General features: G+C 47.9%; 16 protein-coding genes. 4 read left to right on the plus strand and 12 right to left on the minus strand.

Annotation, left to right across the window (positions count from 1 at the left end):
- Positions 1 to 265 precede the first annotated feature (265 nt).
- Complete coding sequence (locus tag IEY34_RS18335) at positions 266 to 3,598, plus strand: CARDB domain-containing protein (RefSeq protein WP_189013789.1); 3,333 nt, start codon at positions 266 to 268, stop codon at positions 3,596 to 3,598.
- Between the two features lie 59 nt (positions 3,599 to 3,657).
- Here IEY34_RS18335 and IEY34_RS18340 read toward each other — a convergent pair whose 3' ends face one another.
- Both IEY34_RS18340 and IEY34_RS18345 read right to left on the minus strand, forming a co-directional pair.
- Positions 3,658 to 4,500 (minus strand): DegV family protein, encoded by an 843-nt coding sequence (locus tag IEY34_RS18340; RefSeq protein WP_189013791.1) that lies wholly within the window; start codon positions 4,498 to 4,500, stop codon positions 3,658 to 3,660.
- An 18-nt stretch (positions 4,501 to 4,518) separates the two neighbouring features.
- Complete coding sequence (locus IEY34_RS18345; RefSeq protein ID WP_189013793.1) at positions 4,519 to 5,367, minus strand: DegV family protein; 849 nt, start codon at positions 5,365 to 5,367, stop codon at positions 4,519 to 4,521.
- A 134-nt stretch (positions 5,368 to 5,501) separates the two neighbouring features.
- Here IEY34_RS18345 and trhA point away from each other — a divergent pair, with 134 nt between their 5' ends.
- Positions 5,502 to 6,134 carry a PAQR family membrane homeostasis protein TrhA gene (gene trhA / locus IEY34_RS18350; RefSeq protein WP_189013802.1) on the plus strand — a complete coding sequence of 211 codons (633 nt, stop codon included), beginning with the start codon at positions 5,502 to 5,504 and terminating at the stop codon, positions 6,132 to 6,134.
- Here the strand turns inward: trhA and IEY34_RS18355 are convergent, their stop codons facing one another.
- Positions 6,135 to 6,791, minus strand: a complete 657-nt coding sequence (locus IEY34_RS18355; protein ID WP_189013804.1) for a GDSL-type esterase/lipase family protein — start codon at positions 6,789 to 6,791, stop codon at positions 6,135 to 6,137.
- Positions 6,792 to 6,884: 93 nt separating this feature from the next.
- Complete coding sequence (locus IEY34_RS18360; RefSeq protein WP_189013806.1) at positions 6,885 to 7,169, minus strand: hypothetical protein; 285 nt, start codon at positions 7,167 to 7,169, stop codon at positions 6,885 to 6,887.
- Positions 7,170 to 7,322: 153 nt separating this feature from the next.
- Here IEY34_RS18360 and IEY34_RS18365 point away from each other — a divergent pair, with 153 nt between their 5' ends.
- A complete protein-coding gene (locus IEY34_RS18365; RefSeq protein ID WP_189013808.1) occupies positions 7,323 to 8,489 on the plus strand; it encodes a M20 family metallopeptidase in 1,167 nt (388 codons plus the stop codon).
- Between the two features lie 62 nt (positions 8,490 to 8,551).
- On the opposite strand, the gene IEY34_RS18370 is transcribed toward IEY34_RS18365, so the two are convergent.
- Positions 8,552 to 9,433, minus strand: coding sequence for a DMT family transporter (locus IEY34_RS18370; RefSeq protein ID WP_189013810.1), 882 nt, complete (start codon positions 9,431 to 9,433; stop codon positions 8,552 to 8,554).
- A 184-nt stretch (positions 9,434 to 9,617) separates the two neighbouring features.
- A complete protein-coding gene (gene ytxJ / locus IEY34_RS18375; RefSeq protein ID WP_189013811.1) occupies positions 9,618 to 9,959 on the minus strand; it encodes a bacillithiol system redox-active protein YtxJ in 342 nt (113 codons plus the stop codon).
- Positions 9,960 to 10,111: 152 nt separating this feature from the next.
- Here ytxJ and IEY34_RS18380 point away from each other — a divergent pair, with 152 nt between their 5' ends.
- On the plus strand, positions 10,112 to 10,981 hold the full coding sequence (locus IEY34_RS18380) for a metallophosphoesterase (protein ID WP_189013814.1): 870 nt from the start codon (positions 10,112 to 10,114) through the stop codon (positions 10,979 to 10,981).
- A 32-nt stretch (positions 10,982 to 11,013) separates the two neighbouring features.
- On the opposite strand, the gene IEY34_RS18385 is transcribed toward IEY34_RS18380, so the two are convergent.
- The 6 genes from IEY34_RS18385 to IEY34_RS18410 all read right to left on the minus strand — a co-directional run bounded on the left by IEY34_RS18385 (position 11,014) and on the right by IEY34_RS18410 (position 21,169).
- A complete protein-coding gene (locus IEY34_RS18385; protein WP_189013816.1) occupies positions 11,014 to 12,612 on the minus strand; it encodes a PucR family transcriptional regulator in 1,599 nt (532 codons plus the stop codon).
- 851 nt (positions 12,613 to 13,463) lie between these two features.
- Entirely contained in the window at positions 13,464 to 13,880 is a 417-nt protein-coding gene (locus tag IEY34_RS18390; protein ID WP_229757714.1) for a PaaI family thioesterase, read from the minus strand.
- Between the two features lie 62 nt (positions 13,881 to 13,942).
- The gene (locus tag IEY34_RS18395) at positions 13,943 to 15,613 is read right to left on the minus strand and encodes a long-chain-fatty-acid--CoA ligase (protein WP_189013817.1); all 1,671 of its coding nucleotides are present in this window, start codon (positions 15,611 to 15,613) and stop codon (positions 13,943 to 13,945) included.
- Between the two features lie 37 nt (positions 15,614 to 15,650).
- Positions 15,651 to 17,423, minus strand: a complete 1,773-nt coding sequence (locus tag IEY34_RS18400) for an acyl-CoA dehydrogenase FadE (RefSeq protein WP_189013819.1) — start codon at positions 17,421 to 17,423, stop codon at positions 15,651 to 15,653.
- Positions 17,424 to 17,555: 132 nt separating this feature from the next.
- The gene (locus IEY34_RS18405) at positions 17,556 to 18,740 is read right to left on the minus strand and encodes an acetyl-CoA C-acyltransferase (protein WP_189013821.1); all 1,185 of its coding nucleotides are present in this window, start codon (positions 18,738 to 18,740) and stop codon (positions 17,556 to 17,558) included.
- A gap of 35 nt (positions 18,741 to 18,775) precedes the next feature.
- Positions 18,776 to 21,169, minus strand: a complete 2,394-nt coding sequence (locus IEY34_RS18410; protein WP_189013823.1) for a 3-hydroxyacyl-CoA dehydrogenase/enoyl-CoA hydratase family protein — start codon at positions 21,167 to 21,169, stop codon at positions 18,776 to 18,778.
- Positions 21,170 to 21,174: the final 5 nt, after the last annotated feature.

Genomic DNA, 21,174 nt, shown 5'->3' on the forward strand with positions numbered 1-21,174 from the left:
TCACCTCATTACTAATAACAAGCTGACGCCGGAACTTATCCGGCGTCAGCTTGTTTCGTTTTTCTGCACTTAATCTGGTTTCATATACCGTAATAAAACACACCGAATGCGTAGTACCGTGCATTGAGTTCATGATGTATGGCCCCTACAATTAAATAATTACTGGAATTAATCCCTTAGTTTTACTGATTGAGAGGAGGTGATTTGGCTGACTGGTTGGTTCTCGAGTTAAGAAGTTCGATATGGATAATTTGAGGAGGAATGAATGTTGAGTGGAAAACGTTTTATGAGTTCGAACAAAACAGCCAAATGGTTTTGTATGGTCATTCTAGTTCTAGCCATACTGCCGCTCTATGCGAGCTTCACTGCCGCTGCTACGAATCTGGCGGCGGGCAAGGTTATGAGTGCCAGCAGCTATAATCAAACGTATGCGGCAGGCAACACGAATGACGGAAATCCTTCAACGTATTGGGAAAGCGCCAATAATGCTTTCCCTCAGTGGCTTCGCGTTGATTTAGGCAGCGCAGCCTCGGTCAACCAAGTGACCCTCAGGCTGCCCGCAAGCTGGGGGAGTCGCAATCAAACGATCTCCCTCTTGGGAAGCGCCGATGATGTGACTTATTCCACATTAAAAGCATCGCAAACGTATACATTTGATGTCAGTAGTGCCAACACTGTGACAATCGTGTTTAACGCTGCGAGTGTTCGATATGTCAAACTCAATTTCACGGCCAATACCGCCTGGCCAGCCGCCCAACTCGCTGAATTTGAAGTGTACGGTGACGCGGTAACTCCTACGCCCACACCTACACCAACGCCATCTCCTGGCACATCAACCATTTATCAAGCAGAAAACGCAGTATTAAGCGGCAGCGCAGCCGTTACGACGAATCATACCGGTTACCTTGGGACAGGGTTTGTTGAGGGCTATTGGACACAAGGCGCAGCCACCACCTTCAACGTGAACGCAGCCTCAGCCGGCTATATGGATGTAGCCCTGCGTTACGGCAATGGATTTGCCGCCTCCAGCATATCGCTGTATGTCAATGGCACGAAGATTACACAGAGTACCCTGCCTACAACTAGCAGTTGGGATACTTGGCTGACCAAAACGGAAACCGTGTATGTAACGGCTGGCAGCAATACGATCGCCTACAAATATGATGCAGGAGACGGGGCCAATATTAACCTGGATCAAATTACCGTTAGCGCTTCCAGCGCTCAGAAACCGGATCTCACGGTAACGAATATAGGCTGGACGCCAAGCGGCACCCTTACAGAGGGGGCGAATGTGACTTTTCAAGCAGAAGTAACGAATTCGGGTACAGCCGCTACCGCCAACGTGCCACACAAAGTTTCATTCCGTATAAATGGCAATGAAATTGCCAGCGGCACAGCTTCGACGAGTATCGCCATCAATGGGAAAACGACAATAGCGGCATCAAGCCCTTGGCCATCCTCTTCGGGGTCGTACACCATCGTTGCTGTTGTCGATCCAGATAACACGATCAATGAATGGAATGAAAACAATAATTCCTATGCCAAATCTTTAACGATTGCCCCACTGCCAGGACCTGATCTAATTGTGCAAAATGTGAGCTGGTCGCCAAGCAATCCGCAGCCTGGCAATGCGGTAAGTTTCACAGTAACCGTGAAAAACCAAGGGGCCGATCCAGCGAATGGCGCTATTGCCGCTCGCGCAGTCATTGGTTCAACCACGCTGAACGGCAGCTTATCCGGCGGACTTGCAGCAGGAGCTGTGGGTACTGTCAGCTTATCAGGATCTTGGACGGCTGTGAATGGATCAACACCGGTCACAGCAACCGTCGACCCGGCTAATACCATAGCTGAGGTAAAAGAAACGAATAATACTTTCAATACTGCCATTGGAGTTTCCACCGCGGGGCCTGCGCTGCCATACGCAGAAGTTCAAGCCGAAGATGCAGTCACCAATGGCACCATCATCGGACCTGATCGCTCCTATCCTAGCTTGGCTGGCGAAGCATCGGGACGCAAAGCAGTAACGCTAAGCGCTCAAGGACAATATGTAGAATTCACAGTCCCCCAAAATGCGAATTCAATCGTGATGCGTTACAGCATCCCTGACAACGCAGCCGGCACGGGCATTACAGCACCACTTGCCTTATACATCAATGGCGTGAAACAATCCGATTTAACGCTTACGTCCAAATATGGCTGGATCTACGGCGGTTATCCGTTTAATAACAATCCTGTCGATGTACGCCCCCATCATTTCTATGATGAAGTGAACCGGTTGGTCAGCCAAATGACACCAGGAACCAAAGTCAAAGTTCAAGTGGACTCTGGCAACAATGCCGGATCGTATACGATTGACTTGATGGATTTCGAACAAGTTGCACCAGCAGCGACTCAACCAGCCGGCTCCTTATCCTTAACAGCAGATTTTGGCGCAGATCCTACAGGCGCTGTCGATGCAACGGCCGCAACACAAAATGCGGTAAACACCGCTTCCGCCCAAGGCAAGGTTCTATGGGTGCCGCCTGGCATCTATACCATCAACACGCAAATTCTTGTTAACAACGTAACGATTCGCGGGGCAGGTATCTGGTACACTAAATTCCATTTCACAAGTTCAACTGGGAATAGTGAAGGCTTCTATGGCAACTATGCGCCGAATCCGAGCACGAACGTCCATCTCTCCGATTTTGCTATTTTCGGTGAAGTCATGACGCGGATTGACAATGATCAAATTAATGGCATCGGCGGAGCTTTAACGAATTCCACGATCAGCAATCTTTGGATCGAGCATACCAAGTGCGGGATGTGGCTGGACGGACCGTTCGATAATTTGAAAATCAGCGGCGTACGCATTCGCAATCAGAATGCGGATGGAATTAATTTCCACAAAGGTGTGACGAACTCATCTGTTACCCAATCCATCTTCCGCAATACAGGCGATGACGCTCTGGCCATGTGGAGCGATTCAAGCGGCAACGCCATCCCTAATGCGAACAACGCTTTCACATTCAATCGTGTAGAGTTGCCCGTTCTCGCTAATGGCATCGCCTTATATGGCGGTACCAACAATGATGTCACCGACAATTATGTTGCTGATCAGCAGGCAGAAGGCGGCGGCATTCATGTCGGAAATCGCTTCTCTCCGGTTACGCCTGTCAGCGGCATCACCCACATATCGCGCAACACCATCATTCGGAGCGGTTCCAGAGACTACTACAATGGTTGGAATTTTGGCACAGGCGCGCTCTGGTTCTTCGCGCTGGATCAGCCTTTGAATGGAACCATTCTTGTGGAAGACAACAAAATCATCGACAGCAATTATGAAGCGATTCACTTTATTGGCTCAAACATTAGCAATATTACTTTCAATCGAGATCAAATTATCGGAACTGGCACTTACGCGATTGAGAATAGAGCTAACGGAGGCTCCGTCACCTTCAACAACGTGACAGCCACGGGCCTGGGCAGAGGCAGCTATTTTGGCAATGCCAATGGCTTTACCATTGTTCAAGGACCTGGCAATTCAGGATGGAGTGCAACTCCTGTCCTGATCGATCCTTATCCTACACCCGTCTATTCACCTGTTGTCTATCCATAACGCAAAAAGCAGCTGCCAAAGGATCTAATTCCTTTGAGCAGCTGCTCTTTTTGCTTCTTTTAATAAGCGATCAACACGCCACCTTCGCCCGCGTAGGTACCGATCACAGTTCCCATGTTTGAGAACAGCACCGTGCGGAACGGATATTTCTCTAGCAGTTGGCCTAACACTTCACGCGCCCGCTCCTCGCAATTGCTATGAGCAACAGCAATCACATCTTTCTCGAAATCGTGAACAGATTCGCCTACTTTGGAGATCATACGCTTCAGCGCCTGCTGGGTGCCACGAATCTTCTCGATGATTTCAACAGAGCCTTCCTCGCTAGCTTTCATGAGCAGTTTAATGTTCAAAACAGAGGCTACAGCCCCGCGAACACGATCTAGTCTTCCGCCTTTAATGACATTTTCCAATGTATCCAAAAAGAAATAAGTGCCGGATGTTGCAATAGAACATTTAATTTTTTCGACAATTTCTGCAAAAGGGACGTGCGCTTCTGCCATTTTAGCCGCTTTGTACACCAAGACACCTAAGCCCAGCGAAGCCGTTCTTGAATCGATCACTTCAATCTGGCCTTTATAGCCTGCTTCCAGCAAAAGCTCCTTGCCCATAAGCGCATGATGATACGTGCTGCTAAGCGCAGAAGAAAGACTAATAACAAGAATATCCTGACCAACATCGGCTGTCTCATAATTGGCAAAGAAATGAAGCGGAGATGGGCTTGATGTCTTAGGCAAGACACTCTCTACCTTCATTCTTGCATAAAAGTCGCAGAGTTCCATCTGCGGGGACATGCACTCCTCTCCAAAGTGCACAGATAGTGGAACGACATTAATCCCGTGCTCCTCTATGATCATTCTTGGGAGGTCGCAACTGCTGTCAGTGATAATCTTGATTGTCGTCATGATGTGTCCACTCATTTCTTAGTTTTTGGCGAATACAATGCCAACTGTACGCGGGCCGCAATGACTCGATACCACACAGCCTGTATCCGTAATAAATACTTGCTTCACCCTTGTATGTTGTTCAATCTGTTGTTTGACGTAAGCCGCTTCATCCGCTGCCGACGAATGTGTAACGAACAGGAAATCCGTGTTCATGTTGTCTTTGTGCTTCAATGCATTATTCAAAAGCTGATCTAGCGCTTTCTCTCGTTTGCCCCTTACTTTATCCGTCAAGGTCATGGCTCCGTCAATCACTTTCACGATAGGCCTGATTTTCAGCAGACTTCCCAAAAAATGCTGAACACTTGAACACCTTCCGCCTTTATGCAAATATTCTAACGTATCGATAATGAATTCCACTTCGATTTTGGCGGTTAAGGACATAACCATTTCCGTGATTTCCTTACTGCTTTGGCCATCTCTAGCGGCTTGAGCCGCTTTCAATGCTAGCAGACCGATTCCCGTTGATAGATTCCTAGAATCGATCACGGTTACTTTTCCATCGGGATAATTGGCAGCTGCAATAGCTGCATTTTGAACCGTGGAGGAAAGCTCCGAGGAAAGTCCGATATACACAATCTCATCACCGCTGCCAATAATTGGCGCAAAAGCTCGTACAAAATCAGCCGGTGAAGGCGCTGCCGTTTTGGGCAGCTTTCCCGTTTGGTCTACAAGTTTATACAATCTATCAGCTTTAATCGAAACCCCATCCTGATAGGATTGGTCACCAAAAATAACATAAAGAGGCACGCTCACAATTTCGTAGCTTTGCAGCAGTTCATCGCTTAAATCACATGTGCTATCTGTACATATACGTACTCGAGTCAATTAGGTTTCAACCACCTTATCTATTCATTACTTAATTACCGGAAAATTCAATCCTCCAAAATGAAGGATAAAGCATTGTTGCGACGTCCAATCTATAAGGTAATAAGAAATTGCTTGCAGAAAGAAGGAATAACATGGAATACTCCATCCAAGAAGAGCGCGCTAACGCCATCAGTCATGGTGTAGGGGTTTTGTTAAGCATCGTAGCCCTAGTCATGCTTATCCTACAAGCCTGTCTACATGGCAATGTATGGCATATTGTAAGCTTTAGCATTTTCGGAACAGCACTAGTCACCTTATACACATGCTCCACCTTGCTGCATAGCATTACGCAACCTCGATGGAAAGATCTTTTCGAGATATTTGACCATTCAGCCATTTATTTGCTAATCGCCGGCAGTTATACGCCCTATCTCCTCGTAACGCTGAGGGGCCCTCTTGGCTGGTCCTTTTTTGGCATCATTTGGGGCTTGGCGCTAGTTGGCATTGTGCTGAAAATTTTTTATGTGAAACGATTCATCCTCGTTTCAACGCTTTGCTACATTCTCATGGGATGGCTGATTGTGCTTGCCTTTAAGCCTTTATACGTCCATCTGCCGTTTGGCGGAATTGTATGGCTGGTCATCGGCGGACTGTTGTATACGTTTGGTTCAATCTTCTATGTATGGCGGCGCATCCCTTATCATCATGCAATCTGGCATGTGTTCGTGTTAGCTGGTAGCGCCTGTCACTTCTTCTCCGTCTTTGGGTATGTCATCGCATCGTAATTAGACGATTAGCTGCTGCAGTTGGTCTAGAGAAAAGGCTTTCTCAACCTGCTGCGCCAGCGCATCATACCCATGTTCATTAGGATGAATAGCATCCTCAGATAAATAGGTCCCGTCTTGCCCCACGAAGGCATCATACACTTGCACGATGCGAACATGCGGCTGCTCTAGTTTACGCAAAAATAAATTAAACCGCTGCACCCAATAAGCAGCATCAGGAATCTGAGGCAATGGGTTGTATAGCCCTATTAATGCGATATAGCAAGGTGTCACGATGCCTTGACGCAGTGCTTCGATTTGACCCAATAATTTCTTATAGTTGGCTTCATACGTTTGCAGAGCTGTCTTCAACAGCATGGGGTCGTTCTGATAAAAAAACGGAATAGCGGCTTGAATCAGATCATTCCCGCCTGCCGTAATCGTTATAATATCCGCTTCCTGAACGTCCTTCTGAATAGTTGGGTTGGACCCCAGTGCCTCAAGCAGCTCGGTGGTCGTGGCTCCGATCTTGCCAGCGTGATGCAAGTGAACAGGAACGTCCAGTAATCTCTCTACCTTCTGCCGATAGATTGATACGAACCCAAGACCTTCCGGTGCTCCGAATCCCACAGTTAGTGAATCGCCAAATGCCAAATAATTGATGATCGTCTTTACCATTCCTACCCTCTCCCTAAAGCCAGACGTACCATAGTATATGCGTCAGCGCCCAGTTTGGGAAGGGACACTCTCACTAGTCTTTGACAAGTTTTTTTAAACGGTTACATCCTGTTGGACATACGTTTCGATTTGTGCCTTTTCGGAGTAAGTGAATTGAAATTCACAGTCACAGCCTTCGTCATGAAGCACGATTTGCACAATTTCCCCTTGCAAATTACAAATAACGAGAACGGATGGATCGATCAGATCCTCTGGCCATGTCTCGCCCTCAAGCAAATGAATGCCCAGGAAAACGTCTTTCCACTGGCCTCTCAACTCCGACTCCGTAAAAGAAAGCGCAAAGCGGTGTTCTACATGTTCTTCTCCATATTTCATCATCTCTTATTCCCCCTGAATGGTTTCAAAGAAAACCAGCTGACTGCAAGTCCAAATTGGCTCACCCATTGTAACCCAGCCGGTGGCAAAGTGGTAGTTTATGCTTCTTTATACTACAATGGAGTTAAGTACCTTTCAATAAAGGAGCACATCTAGATGAAATCTGCTATTGCACAAACCATTGACCATAACGCTGATCGCTTCAAAGCTGTTTCCAGTTTTATTGGAGCAAATCCGGAACTCGGGCATGAAGAATTCCTAGCATCAGCCCGCTTAACGGAGGAACTTGACCATCATGGTTTTCACATCGAGCGAGGTATCCTGGATATTCCGACCTCCTTCCTAGCCACCTACGATTCAGGCAAAGCCGGCCCTGTCGTTGCCTTTTTAGCTGAATATGATGCCTTGCCTGACTTGGGTCATGCTTGCGGCCATCACTTGATCTGTATGATGAGTATCGGCGCAGCGATTGGACTCAAATCGGTCCTTGCCGAAACAGGAGGCAGTATCCGTGTCTATGGCACACCTGCCGAGGAGACCAAAGGAGCCAAAGTTCCGATGGCAGCTGCCGGGCTTTTCAAGGATGTCGACATTGCGCTTATGGCGCATCCTTATTATACGTATGAGAAATCGGGGGAATCCCTCGCCATGGATGCGATACAGTACGAATTCTTCGGACGTTCCGCGCATGCCGCCGCTCAGCCGTATGAGGGAATTAACGCGTTGGATGCGGTGTTGCAGCTATTCAATAGCGTTAACGCACTGCGTCAGCAAACCAAATCCGATGCTCGTATTCACGGCATTATCAGCGAGGGCGGCAAAGCTCCTAATATCATCCCGGACTATGCTGTTGCCCAATTCTACGTCCGTTCCGCCTCGCGTGCATACACGAACGAACTGGTGCAGAAAGTTCTGCATTGCGCAGAAGGCGCTGCATTGCAAACCGGCTGTACGCTCAAGAGCTCATTCTATGAATACTCGTATGATGAACTCCAAACCAATGAAACCTTATCCGAGGTGTTTAATGATCAATTGCTGGCGATGGGCATTGAACCGCAAGCTATCGAAGTCGGCAAGGATCACGGCTCCCTGGATCTCGGTAATGTATCCACCCAATGCCCGACCATCCACCCCTTTGTGAAAGTGGTCAATGAGAAGCACTTGCTCCACACGAAGGAGTTCCGTGATCTAGCGTTGCAAGAACCTGCGCTCAATGCGATGATTTTCGCGGCCAAAGCGCTGGCTAACACCGCTTATGAAGTGCTCAGCACCCCAGAGTTGCTGCAAAAAATCAAAGCGGAATTCGCTTCCGCGAACAAATAGCTTGGTGAAACAAAAGCCACATGAGCTTGAGTATTCTACTCAAGCCTATGTGGCTTAAACAATTACTTCTTTTCATTGCTGCGCAGAAACATCCCGACACCAACTAATAATAAACAGCCCGCAAGCAGTTGCACAGTAGTAATCGTTTCGCCAAGTATGAAATAAGCCAGGATGGACGCGCCAAGCGGCTCCCCCAAAACAGTCATTGAGACAGAAGATGCCTTCATATATTTCAGAAGCCAATTGAACACATAATGTCCGAATACAGTAGGAACAATGGCTAACAGCAGGAATATCCCCCATTCTTTGGGCGCATAGTCCGTGAAAGATACTCCGCTATACACATTGGTAACGGCAAGAACTAGCCCTGCGAATAAGAAAACGAAAAAGCTGTAAACAAACGCAGACATATGTTCTCTTATGCTTTTGCCTAATAGCATGTGCAGTGCTACCGCAAGCGTACCGATCAACGACAACATATCCCCTTTGAGCGCGATACCAGAAAACTGAAAGTCTCCCCATCCGATACAAACAGCGCCTACAATCGCAACGCACATCGCAATTAATGCATGACGGCTTGTCCGCTGCCCATACAGCAAAAAGGCCCCAAGCAGAACAAAAATGGGTTCTAACGTTAAAATAGCGGTCGAACTAGCGACCGTTGTGAAGCGCAGGGAATCCATCCAGAATAGAAAATGCAGCCCCAGCGCTATGCCGGATATTGCTGTTTTCAGCCAATCCCTCCAACGAACCTTGGCAATTTCTACACGGTAGTTCCATAGAAAAGGAAGCATCAGCACGTTCGTCATCAGCAGCCGATACATCGCGATAACAGCAGCTGGCGCTTCTGACCAGCGCACGAAAATGGCAGAAAACGAGATCGCAACAATACCGATAAACAAAAAAACGGGAATCGGCACTTTGGTTTTATTCATAGCATTCATGTTGTAGAGCTCCTTGAAGTTGATTACCTGCAGTTCATAACCCAGATAAGTATATAGGAGGATCCGCGGCTTGCCAATCCTTTTTAAACATTGTTCAATTCTTCCAACACACAAAAAAAAGCCCTGATATTCTACCTAGTCACGCCTAGGCAGTTTCCAGAGCTTCTCACCAACAGGAAGACGATTAGTCTAAAACAGCGGTAATATGTTTGTTCGTAACTGACCAATGGGATGTATTCCATACGGATTCTTTATCTTTGAAATAAAGAATTTGCGGAGAGGCATGCTTGATGCCAAGATCCTCAGCAATTTGGTTCGAGACGGGACGGGATTCAATCACTTTCACCAAATAGTAATCCACTTCGCCATTAGGTTTACCTGACAAATATTGCTCATACTCGTCGAGTGCGCTTGCGCTTACCGGGCATGTCGTGCTGTGTTTCAGGACTACAGCCGGTTTATCAGAGGAGCGTTCTAGAATATCCTGCCACTCTTCAACAGTCGTCAATTCTTTCCATGTAGACATATGAACAACTCCATTTCATTCGATAATTTTTTATAGATAATAATGATTATAAAGTAACACAGCCTGATATGCAAATCGCAGAACTCGCGTCAGCGGCTAGTGAACTGGTATAATCTTCATAAATGAACCTGCAATTCGGACAGGAGGAACTTATGCATTCACCACCCCCGATCTCAAGACGCTCTTTTCTCAAGAAAGGCGCTGTGTTTGCAGGCTCCCTGCTGGCATCCTGCGGTTTAGTCGGCAGTTACTCCGGTTATGTTGAACCCAAATGGTTGGAATTCAAACGGATGACGCTTACTTTTGATCGACTACCTAATGCCTTTCATGGGCTCAAACTCTTGCAATTCAGCGATTTACACATCGGCCATCACTTCGATCTCAACAATCTCAAACATATCGTTGCCCTTATCAACAAGGAAAAAGCGGATATTCTCTGTTTTACTGGCGATTTATTCGATACGCATGTCATTGAAGATGCTGCTTTAACCAGTGAAATTCTAACCAGCCTGCAAGCTCCGCTTGGCAAATGGTCCGTGCTCGGCAACCACGACAAATGGAAAGGCCCCAATCTAACCTTGCCAATTCTCCAGGACGGCGGGTTTCAATCGCTTGTAAATGCTTTTCAAACCCTCACCTACAAAGGACAATCCATTCAGATCGCTGGCGTAGAGGATATGCTGACAGGCAAGCCGGATATTAAGAAAACGTTAACCGGCTACAATGCCCAAATGTTTACCTTGCTGCTCTCCCATTGTCCGGATTTCGCAGATCAAGTCGGCAGCTATGCTATCGATCTGCAATTATCCGGTCATACGCACGGCGGCCAGATACGCTTGCCTTTCGTAGGTGCCGTCATTACTCCACCTCGTGGCAGAAACTATGTAATGGGGCTGCAAGAAGTCCCCAATTCATCTATGCGTGTATATACCAATCGCGGCATCGGTACAACGACCCTTCCATTTCGACTGCTGTGCCGCCCGGAAATCACCATCTTTACGTTAGAAAAAAGAAAACCCTGAGCGCTGCAAGAAAGCGGCTCAGGGTTTCTATTTTATTGTCTGACATGTAGGAATTGACGGAATAAGAAGACAGCTTTTAGTTTCAATAAGTCATTGACCTTTTTGAAATCTACTTGCAGTAGATCGCTGATTTTTTCTAACCGGTAGGTAACTGTATTGCGATGTATGAATAATTGCTTGGCTGCCTCGCTCACTTGACCATCATTCCGAATGAAAACTTCCAATGTGCGAATCATCTCTTGTGAGTACTCCGCATCTTTTTCCAACAAAGGTCGCAAGGTTTTGGCACAATAATCCTCCATCATACTGGCGGAAACATGCTGAAAAAGGTGGGCAAATTCAATGGTTTCATAATGCAGGATACGATCCGGCAAACCTAGCTTTGAGCCCATTCGTTCCGTCTCCATGCATTCGAGATAAGCCTCTCTGAGCGCTATCGGCTTCCCTTTCGTAGAGCTAGTGTAGAAGGACATTTCACCTGCTTCTTCCACGCATCCAGAATCGCCAGCATACTTGGTTAACAGTTGAGCCAGCTCTTCTTCGGGAAACCCTTCTGACTGGATACCCGAATAAATGGAAAACAGCCGATCCTTGAGTACAAAATGATTGCCTCGCAGATTGTTCGATTTGGGATGCGACTCCATGTACGTTTTCATTTTTTTCAATTTGCTTTGCAATTGATCTTCCGCGTGATCGGGTTTACTTTTGCTAATCACACATTGGTAAGGACCAGTAAAGAGCGTTAGCCCTCTAGCCTCTGCTTGCTCCATGAATTCCTCTAGCGGCGTCCCCTTATCCAAATAGCGCATCAGCATATTCTGCAAATCACGCTGTGCAGATGCTTCAACGTGTGAACGGAACGTATAGCTCATATGAAAGGTCAAAATATCAGCCGCTTGCTGAAACAGTCCCTCTTCTACATTGGCTAGAAGGACAGTGTCCGGCATAATCAATAAGTGCCCTAACAGCTCATCCTCCTGTTGATGGAGACCAACGCGATAAGCGCGGTCTTTGCCGGCGTACACCCAGCCTGACTTGCGCTTCAGCGGCCAGTTTTGCGCTAGATGTTCAGGGCTCCAACTGCTAGTATTATACAGAATTTGTCCTCTAGCCCCTACTACCGCCATTGGATAGCCTAGAATTCCACTGATTAACTGGAACATGGAGAGCATGTTATCCTGTTTCAAACCGAATTGCATCAGCTTGGTTTGTTTCTCAAGTACAGTTTGCAATAATTTCGTATTCCTTCTATATTCGGCATTGAACAGCGCGTTCATTTGATCTGAAAATGTAAATTGAAAGGGCATTTCAATAATAGGAAAGTGCAGCCGATCGGCTTCATCCACAACAACCTGCGGCAGTTCCGTCCAAAATCTGCCCAGTTTGATGCCTAAACCTGCTGCTCCCCGATCGTTCAATTTGCGTAGTAAGTTAACCGTTTCCTGCGGACTATCCTTCATAGCGAATGCCGTCGTGAAGAGCATCTCGCCAGATTTGGTCCAATCCGCGATATCTGGAGCGTCCATGACATTAACCGATTTCACGATTCGGGACTCTCCTTGCTTCCCTGCAACCAGCTTCGCTTCCGTTAATGGATATATAGCTAATGCCTCACGAATGGTAAGATGCATTGTAACTCCCCCTCATGCCTTTTTAACGATTATAGGATGACGACACCCGATCAGTCAATGGATTTATGTTAGTATATATGACATGAATAGTGTAAATATGAAAATTTTATGACCAACCGTCAATTAAATGTTATGTTATATGACATAAAGTTAGTTTGTCATAATGATTTTCTTATGGCAAGCCACCTTTTATAAGCTTGTCCCTACCGAACTACTTAACCCTTATTTGATCAAAGAGCATCAAATCGCAGCCGTAACGAATTCTAAAAGCGTTACTTCGATTAAAATCTCATCATTCCACCAATTTTCTAATCTATGACGCCGTTTTAGTTCGTTAGATCAATATCCATGCTGTATTCTCGTCCATAAGGACAGTACAGTTCATTAAATCCAAACCCACGCTGTATTTTCGTCCGTAAAGACGGTACAGATCGTTAGAAAGTGGTGGAGGTCGATAGGCGGTGTTCCCTCTGCCCAACAAGAAAAACAGCCTCGCTTCCCTGAGAAAAGGACCTCTTAAAAGCATCGAGTCCTATTAAAGGGAACTCAGGTACGCTTTATAGTGAAAAAGCAGGGCTGCTAGGGTAGTAGCGGAACTACAGGGTCTTATTTCCACGAAAAGCGCTGAATTTCCCATCATAATAGCGAAATAGCGCACTACAGTTCCTTCTGTCTCGCGATAATAACTGTTTTTTCCAAAATAGCGCACTGTAGTTCCCCCACCCTCTCTATATTGACAATTTTGGCTAGAATAGCGGCCGAGGTTCCCTTATCTCCGCACGTCAAAAAAACCATCAAGGAAAACGACCCTGACGGTCCTTTTGCGAATAATTCTCTGCATGGGTACGCTCTCAAATCACACGGAAAGTCCCCGTCCCCATCGTTCCCAAATTCCCCTGTTGGTCAACGACACGACCTTGCGTCGTCAGCATTTTGCGCGATTGATGAATAAGTTCTGCGGTCACGAATAACCGGCCTTCATACAGCGGAGAAACAAAGTGGACATTGAGATTAGTCGTTACTACCTTCTCTTCCGGTCTCGCCATCATGACAACAATCCCCATAGCATTATCTAGCAGAGAAGACAGCACACCACCGTGCACGATGCCAATCGGATTCAAGTGGTGCCTTTTGGCATCCAATGCAATCGTTACAACTTGATTTTCCAAACTCACGAACTCACAGCCAAGAAACCCCCAAAAGGTAGGCTCCGCTGCCGCCGCTAATTGCTGCAATCTTCGATTCATCTGCTCCTTGAACTCATCCATCGGATTTCCTCCATTCCTAGTATCGGTTTCCCATCTCATGTTCGCAAGTCAACCTCATGAAGTCAATCCTTCTTTTCTTCTTCCAAGAGCTGTCGCCGCAGCACTTTGCCAATCATCGTCTTGGGCAGCGATTGTCGGAACTCTACTTTGCGAGGAACTTTATAAGCGGCCAATCGTTCCCTGCACCACAACTCTAGTTCCTTGTCTGTTAACGACATCCCAGCTTTCAAAACGACAAAAGCTTTCACCGTTTCACCGCGATACTCATCAGGCACACCTGCTACCGCGGCTTCCTGGATAGCGGGGTGCTCAAACAGCACTTCCTCGATCTCGCGCGGATAAATATTGTAACCACCTGCAATAATCAGATCCTTCTTGCGATCTACAATGGAGAAGAAACCGTCTTCATCCATCCTCCCCATATCTCCTGTGTAGAGCCACCCGTCTTGAATCGTCAATGTTGTTTCTTGTTCTCTTTGCCAATAACCTTTCATGACCTGTGGGCCTTTGATGAGAATTTCTCCAATTTCACCTATAGGCATCTCCTCACCGCTATTCACATCAACAACCTTCGCCTCTGTATCCGGGAGTGGAATCCCTATGGAACCTATCTTCCGATATCCCCAAATAGGATTGGCATGCGTGACTGGGGACGATTCTGTGAGTCCGTAACCTTCAATTAATCTGCCGCCAGTAAGCTCCTCAAACTTCTCTTGAATTTCCAGAGGAAGTGGCGCTGAACCGCTTACACAAACATTGATGGAAGAAATATCGACCTCTTTCACCCGTTTATGGTTGATTAAAGCTATATACATCGTAGGAGCACCGGGGAAAATCGTCGGTTTCAACTTGTTTATCGTATCCAATATCAAATCGATATCGAATTTGGGGATAAGTATCAGCATCCCAGCACGCAGCATGGATTGATTCAGCAGCACCGTAAGCCCAAATACATGAAAACAAGGAATAGCACCGAGAAACCTTTCCTCCCCCATTCGAATGCGATAACACCAATGACACGTTTGATACGTATTGGCGATCAAGTTGGAATGCGTCAACATGACACCTTTGGACAGTCCGGTCGTGCCACCCGTATATTGCAGAAGAGCAATGTCCTGATCAGCATCCACATCCACGCAAACGGGAGCGGACGATGCTTTGCGAAGCAGGTTTTTAAAGTTGTAAACGCCTTCACTATAACTGACATCCAGCTTGGCGCCGTCTTTCTTCATTTTAATCGGATAGAGGAGATTTTTGGGGAAAGGCAAATAATCCTTGATCGACGTAACGAGCACGTGCCGAATCATCGTTTTCCCTTTCGCTTTCTGCACGCGTTCAAACAATAAATCGAGCGTAACGATGACCGTTGCCCCGGAATCGGAGAGCTGGTGAACCAGCTCTCTCTCTACATAAAGCGGATTCGTCATCACAACAATCCCGCCCATCATCAGCGTTCCGAAGTAGGCAATAATCGCCGAGGGACAATTCGGCAGCATAATCGACACGCGATCTCCCGCATTCACACCTAACCCTTTCAACACATTCGCAAAACGATAGGACGCTTCCAGAACTTCCCGGTAAATCAGTGTTTTCCCCATAAAATATAGGGCTGGCCGGTTCGGAAACAACTCCGCGGAATCCACTAACAACCTAGCCAAATTGTGTTTAGGATACTTGTAAGTCGGCGACACTTCTTCTGTGTAATGCTGCAGCCAAGGTTTTGCCCCACTCATACAACAACCATCCCCTTCAGGTTCTTGACATCGATGACTATACGATGAATTTCTCACCCTGAATAACACGTGCGGCGATGTCCCGTTTCAGACCAACCGTATTCACACTGCTGCGCCTGGAAAGCTTCTTCAGAATAGATAGCTGCGTCCTCAGCACATCCCCTTCTTCCATCGTACTAAGCGCTTCCTTCGCATATGCCTCGATTTTGTCGAATGCCTCATGAACGAATATCGTCGTCATCTGAATCGCATTCTTTGCTTTGTCTTCCCCTGACTTGGCAATCAGCTTCTGTGTACGCAGCAAACCGCTTTCTGCGGCAAATATTTGAATCATCATATCCGCAAGATTGCTCAGCACTTCCTGATTTTTCTCCAAAGCCATGCCGTACTTCTGCACAGCCAGCCCGCCAACCATCAGGAACACTTTCTTAGCCATCGCAACCAGATGAATTTCTTCTGCCAACGTCCCCTCGAAGGTTTGACCTGGTACAAGTGAAAGCAGTTCACCTTGGAGCTCTTGCGCCTTTTGCAGCAAAGGCAGCTCGCCTTTCATTGCTTTCTTCACTAGTGTGCCAGGAATCAGCAGTCGATTAATTTCATTCGTCCCTTCGAAAATCCGGTTTATGCGAGAATCACGATAAATCCGTTCTACTTTATATTCTTGGATAAACCCGTAACCGCCATGAATTTGAACCCCTTCATCCGCCACGAAATCCAATACCTCAGAAGCAAAAACCTTATTGATTGAACATTCCAACGCATATTCAGAAATTCCTTTGGCCGAAATTTTACCCGCTTCCAGACTCGTATAATCAATATCTTGAAGAATATGATCAAACAAACCGGAGGTTCGGTAAACCATACTTTCCAGCATATAGGTTTGAACGTTCATTTCAGCCAGCTTTTTACCGATTAGCGGAAATCGTGAGATCGGCGTGTTGAACTGTTGACGGGTATTGGCATACTTCACGGACAATTCCAGCGTTTCCTTGGCCGCTCCAACACAGCCGGTAGCAAGTTTGTATCGACCAATATTGAGAATGTTAAAAGCAATCAGATGCCCTTTGCCGATCTCGCCCAGCAAGTTCTCGACAGGCACAGGCACATCTTCAAAAAAGAGCGGACGTGTCGACGATCCCTTGATCCCCATCTTCTTCTCTTCAGGTCCCATCGTGAAGCCTGGATCGCCTTTTTCCACGATAAAAGCGGAGAAATCAGTGCCATTGATTTTGGCATAAACAATGAAAATGTCTGCAAAACCAGCATTGGTAATATACAATTTGGACCCATTCAGCATGTAGGATTTCCCGTCATCAGAGAGACGCGCCGTCGTTTTTGCACCCAAAGCATCTGAACCTGAGGTGGGTTCTGTTAAGCAATAAGCCGCAATTTTAGCGCCCGTCGCTAAATCCGGCAAATACTTCTTCTTCTGCTCCGGTGTGCCAAAAAAGACAATAGGCAGCGTTCCAATGCCAACATGCGCCCCAATGGACAAGGCAAAAGAGGACGCGCGAGCCAAGTTCTCACTGATCACCGTCGAACTCAGTTTATCAAGCCCAAGTCCCCCGTAGATTTCCGGCACGTCCGCACCTAATAATCCAAGCTCACCTGCGCTGCGCATCAGTTTCACCGTCAAGTCATAGTCAAGCTTCTCCAGATGCTCATCATTAGGCAATACCTCACCTGCAACAAAATCCCGTGTGGTCTCAGCAATCATCCGATGCTCTTCCGTAAAATCCTCGGGAGTTACAATCGACTGAAAATCGGCATCTGCAATCACGAAACTACCGCCTACAACTTTATCAGACATGCGTCATCTCTCCTTTGAAATAATTGTACAAGGGTAAATTTATAGCGACAGTTCGTTCTATTGCCGCTAATCAACATGGGTGGCTACCGCTGCCACGATAGAGGGAACGTGGTTCCTCTGTTTCGGCGAAAATCAAGCTGGATAAACCTCGAATACGCCAGCAGCCCCCATTCCGCCGCCAATGCACATGGAGACTACGCCGAATCCGCCACCCCGGCGCTGCAGTTCATAGATCAAACTAGTAGAAAGCTTAGCCCCTGTGCAACCTAACGGGTGCCCAAGCGCGATGGCGCCTCCGTTTACATTGACGATCTCTTCGTCGAGTCCTAACTCGCGAATAATATGCACGCATTGCGATGCGAATGCTTCGTTAATTTCAAATAGCTTCACTTGTTCCTGCGTGATGCCAGCCATGTGCAAGGCCTTCGGAATGGCCTTCACGGGGCCAACCCCCATAATTTCCGGCTCCACGCCGGAAAGCGCAAAAGCCCTGAACGCCGCGAGCGGCTTCAACCCGAGCGCTTCCGCGCGCTCGCGGCTCATCAGCACGGCTGCCGCTGCGCCGTCGGACGTCTGTGACGCGTTGCCCGCCGTCACGGAACCCCCCAAGCTGAACGCAGGCTTCAGCTTGCTCAGCCCTTCCACGGATGTATCGGGGCGAACGCCCTCATCCGTGGTGAACACGAACTTCCGCTCGAACGCTTTGCCGCGTTCGTCGATGCCCTTCACGCTCGTGCTGACCGGCACGATCTCATCCACGAACTTGCCAGCGGCGATCGCCGCCGCCGCTTTCTGATGGCTGCGCGCTGCGAAGCCATCCTGCGCTTCGCGCGAGATGCCGAAGCGCTGCGCGACTTCTTCGGCAGTGTGCCCCATGCCCATGTACACCTCGGGCATGCTCTCCACAAGCCCCGGATGCGGCGAGAGCTTGAAGCCCGTCATCGGGACGTGGCTCATGCTCTCTACGCCTCCGGCGACGATCACCTCCGCGTAGCCCAGCATAATGCGCTCCGCCGCATAAGCGATGGCCTGCAGCCCGGAGGAACAGAACCGATTGACCGTAATCGCCGGAACGGTCACGGGAAAGCCCGCATAGAGAGACATCGTGCGGGCGAAGTTCAGCCCTTGCTCGCCTTCGGGCATCGCGCACCCGATGATTATATCTTCGACATCCCCCTTGTCGAGACCGGGAACCCGCCGAACGGCTTCCTCCAGTACGGCTTTCCCTAGATCCTCCGCCCTCGTCTGAGCGAAGCTGCCTTTCTTCGCGCGTCCGACAGCGGTGCGCGTAATCGATACAATGACGGCTTCCTTCATCGCTTTCACCTCAAATTGGAATAGTGGTTGAGTGATCAGTTTCTAAGCGCTTTTCCTTTGGAGAGCATATATTGCATGCGCTGCTGTGTTTTTATTTCACCGCAAAGGCTTAAGAATGCCTCACGTTCTAGATCCAGCATATATTGCTCTGTAACCAACGTGCCTGCCGGTACATTGCCGCCAGCCAGAACATGAGCAAGCTTATTCGCGATCAATTGATCGTGCTCACTGATATATCCACCTTGCCGCATCGTGTACGCAGCTATTTGCAGCACCGCTTTGCCATTTTCACCCACGACGCGAATTTTCTCTTGGGCTTGCGGGATGTAACCAGCCGCATCAAGACGAAGTACAGCTTGCTTCGCTTCATAAATTCGGTGATCCGGATTCACAACAACGGTATCTGGAGCGCGCATATAGCCTAGCCGTTTGGTGTCATGCCCGCTTGTCGACACTTTCGCCATCGCCACCGTTTCAAAAATCGCATTGATCCAAGGCTGGAGATCAACCTCAGGATCACGAACCGCTTGGCTCGCTCTGAGAGCCAGTTCCTTGCAGCCGCCACCGGCTGGAATTAAGCCAACCCCTACCTCGACGAGCCCATAATACGTTTCCGCCGAGAACAAGATTTGATCCGCTGGCATACAAGCCTCTACACCTCCGCCGAGCGTCATTTTGTGAGGAGCCGCAACTACAGGTTTATCCAAGCTTTTCAGTTTCATCATGGAATTTTGGAACAGTCGAATGATGCCATCCACTTCATCCCATTCGCCATCCTGCGCTTCCATCAACAGCAGCATCACATTAGCCCCAACACAGAAATTCTTGCCTTCATTCGCTACAACGAGGCCGCGATAATTGCTGCGTACTTCCTCAACACTTTGCTGAATCATCGTCAGAATATCTGCGCCAATCGCATTATTGGGAGAATGAAACTCCAGACATGCGACCCCGTCGCCAATATCTATTAAGCTTGCGCCGCTGTTGGAGCGGATCACTTTATTTTGCTGCTTGAGCGCTGCCAAAGAAATAAGTTCAGGTCTGGCTTCAACACCCTGATACTCATTTTTCAAATAGTAAAAACTCTGCCCTCCCTTATGCTCATAGAAGCTGTCATGACCAGCCGCAATCCAAGCTTTAACCCACTCCGGAACCTCGCTGCCTTCGGCTTCCATTCGCTCTACAGAGCGTTTCAGTCCGATCGCATCCCAGGTCTCAAATGGTCCCAAATCCCAGTTAAAGCCCCATTTGAGCGCATTATCAATCTCCACGATGGAGTCCGCAATTTCTTCCAGTTTCTCAGCCGAATAGAGCAGCACGGGTTTCAAAATGTTCCACGCCAGCATCGAATAGCGATCCTTAGCCCCCAGCAAAGCCTTGAGCTTGCCGGCCGTCCCTTTGGCCTGCTTCGCAGCCTCCAAGGAACCGGAACTTATTTTCCGACTAGCCGAGTACGTCAACGTATTTAAATCTAAAGCTTGAATTTCTTTGCCTGTCTCAGATTTCACTTTTTTATAAAACCCTTGGCCCGTCTTCTCCCCAATCCAGCCATTCGCCACCATCGTTTTCAGAATAACCGGTGGATCAAAAATCGCCTTCTCTTCAGGGTCCGTAACCAAGTCAAACACATTGCCCGCCACGTGAACAAAAGTGTCCAGTCCCACCAGATCGAGTGTACGGAAAGTTGCACTTTTGGGCCGCCCCATTGCAGGACCTGTCACAGCGTCAACTTCTTCCACCGAATAACCACCTGCAAGCATCTCACGCAAAGTAACGAGCAGCCCATAAGTCCCTATCCGATTCCCAATAAAGTTAGGTGTATCCTTGGCTTTGACGACGCCTTTGCCCAAGTTCTTCTCACAAAAATCTGACATAAACGCCACAATAGCAGGATCGGTCTGCTGATTAGGTATAACCTCTAGCAATTTCATATAACGTGGCGGATTAAAAAAATGAGTGCCCAGGAAATGCTTTTTAAACTCCGTACTTGACTGTTCAACCATCGCATTGATCGATATTCCCGAGGTATTCGAGGAGACGATTGTGCCAGGCTTCCAGACCGCTTCTATCCGGCTTAACAGCTGCTGTTTGGCTTGCAAATTCTCAACAATCACTTCGATGATCCAGTCGACTCCGCTCAGCTTCGCTAAATCATCTTCCAGATTGCCTGGCGTAATGCGCTCAGCGAAATCTTCACGGTAAAGCGGTGCCGGATTCGTCTTTATGAGCTTATCTATCGCGCTCACTGCCAGTCGGTTGCGTACCCTCGGATGTTCTAAAGAAAGGCCAGCCGCCGCTTCCTGCGGCAATAGTTGAAGCGGAACCATATCCAGCAACAACACGGGAATGCCTACATTCGCCAAATGGGCAGCAATGCCGGAGCCCATCACACCGGAGCCGATAACGGCCGCTGTACGGATCTTTGTCATATGGA

It is taken from the genome of Paenibacillus marchantiophytorum (genome assembly GCF_014640555.1).
Taxonomy (GTDB): Bacteria; Bacillota; Bacilli; order Paenibacillales; family NBRC-103111; genus Paenibacillus_E; species Paenibacillus_E marchantiophytorum.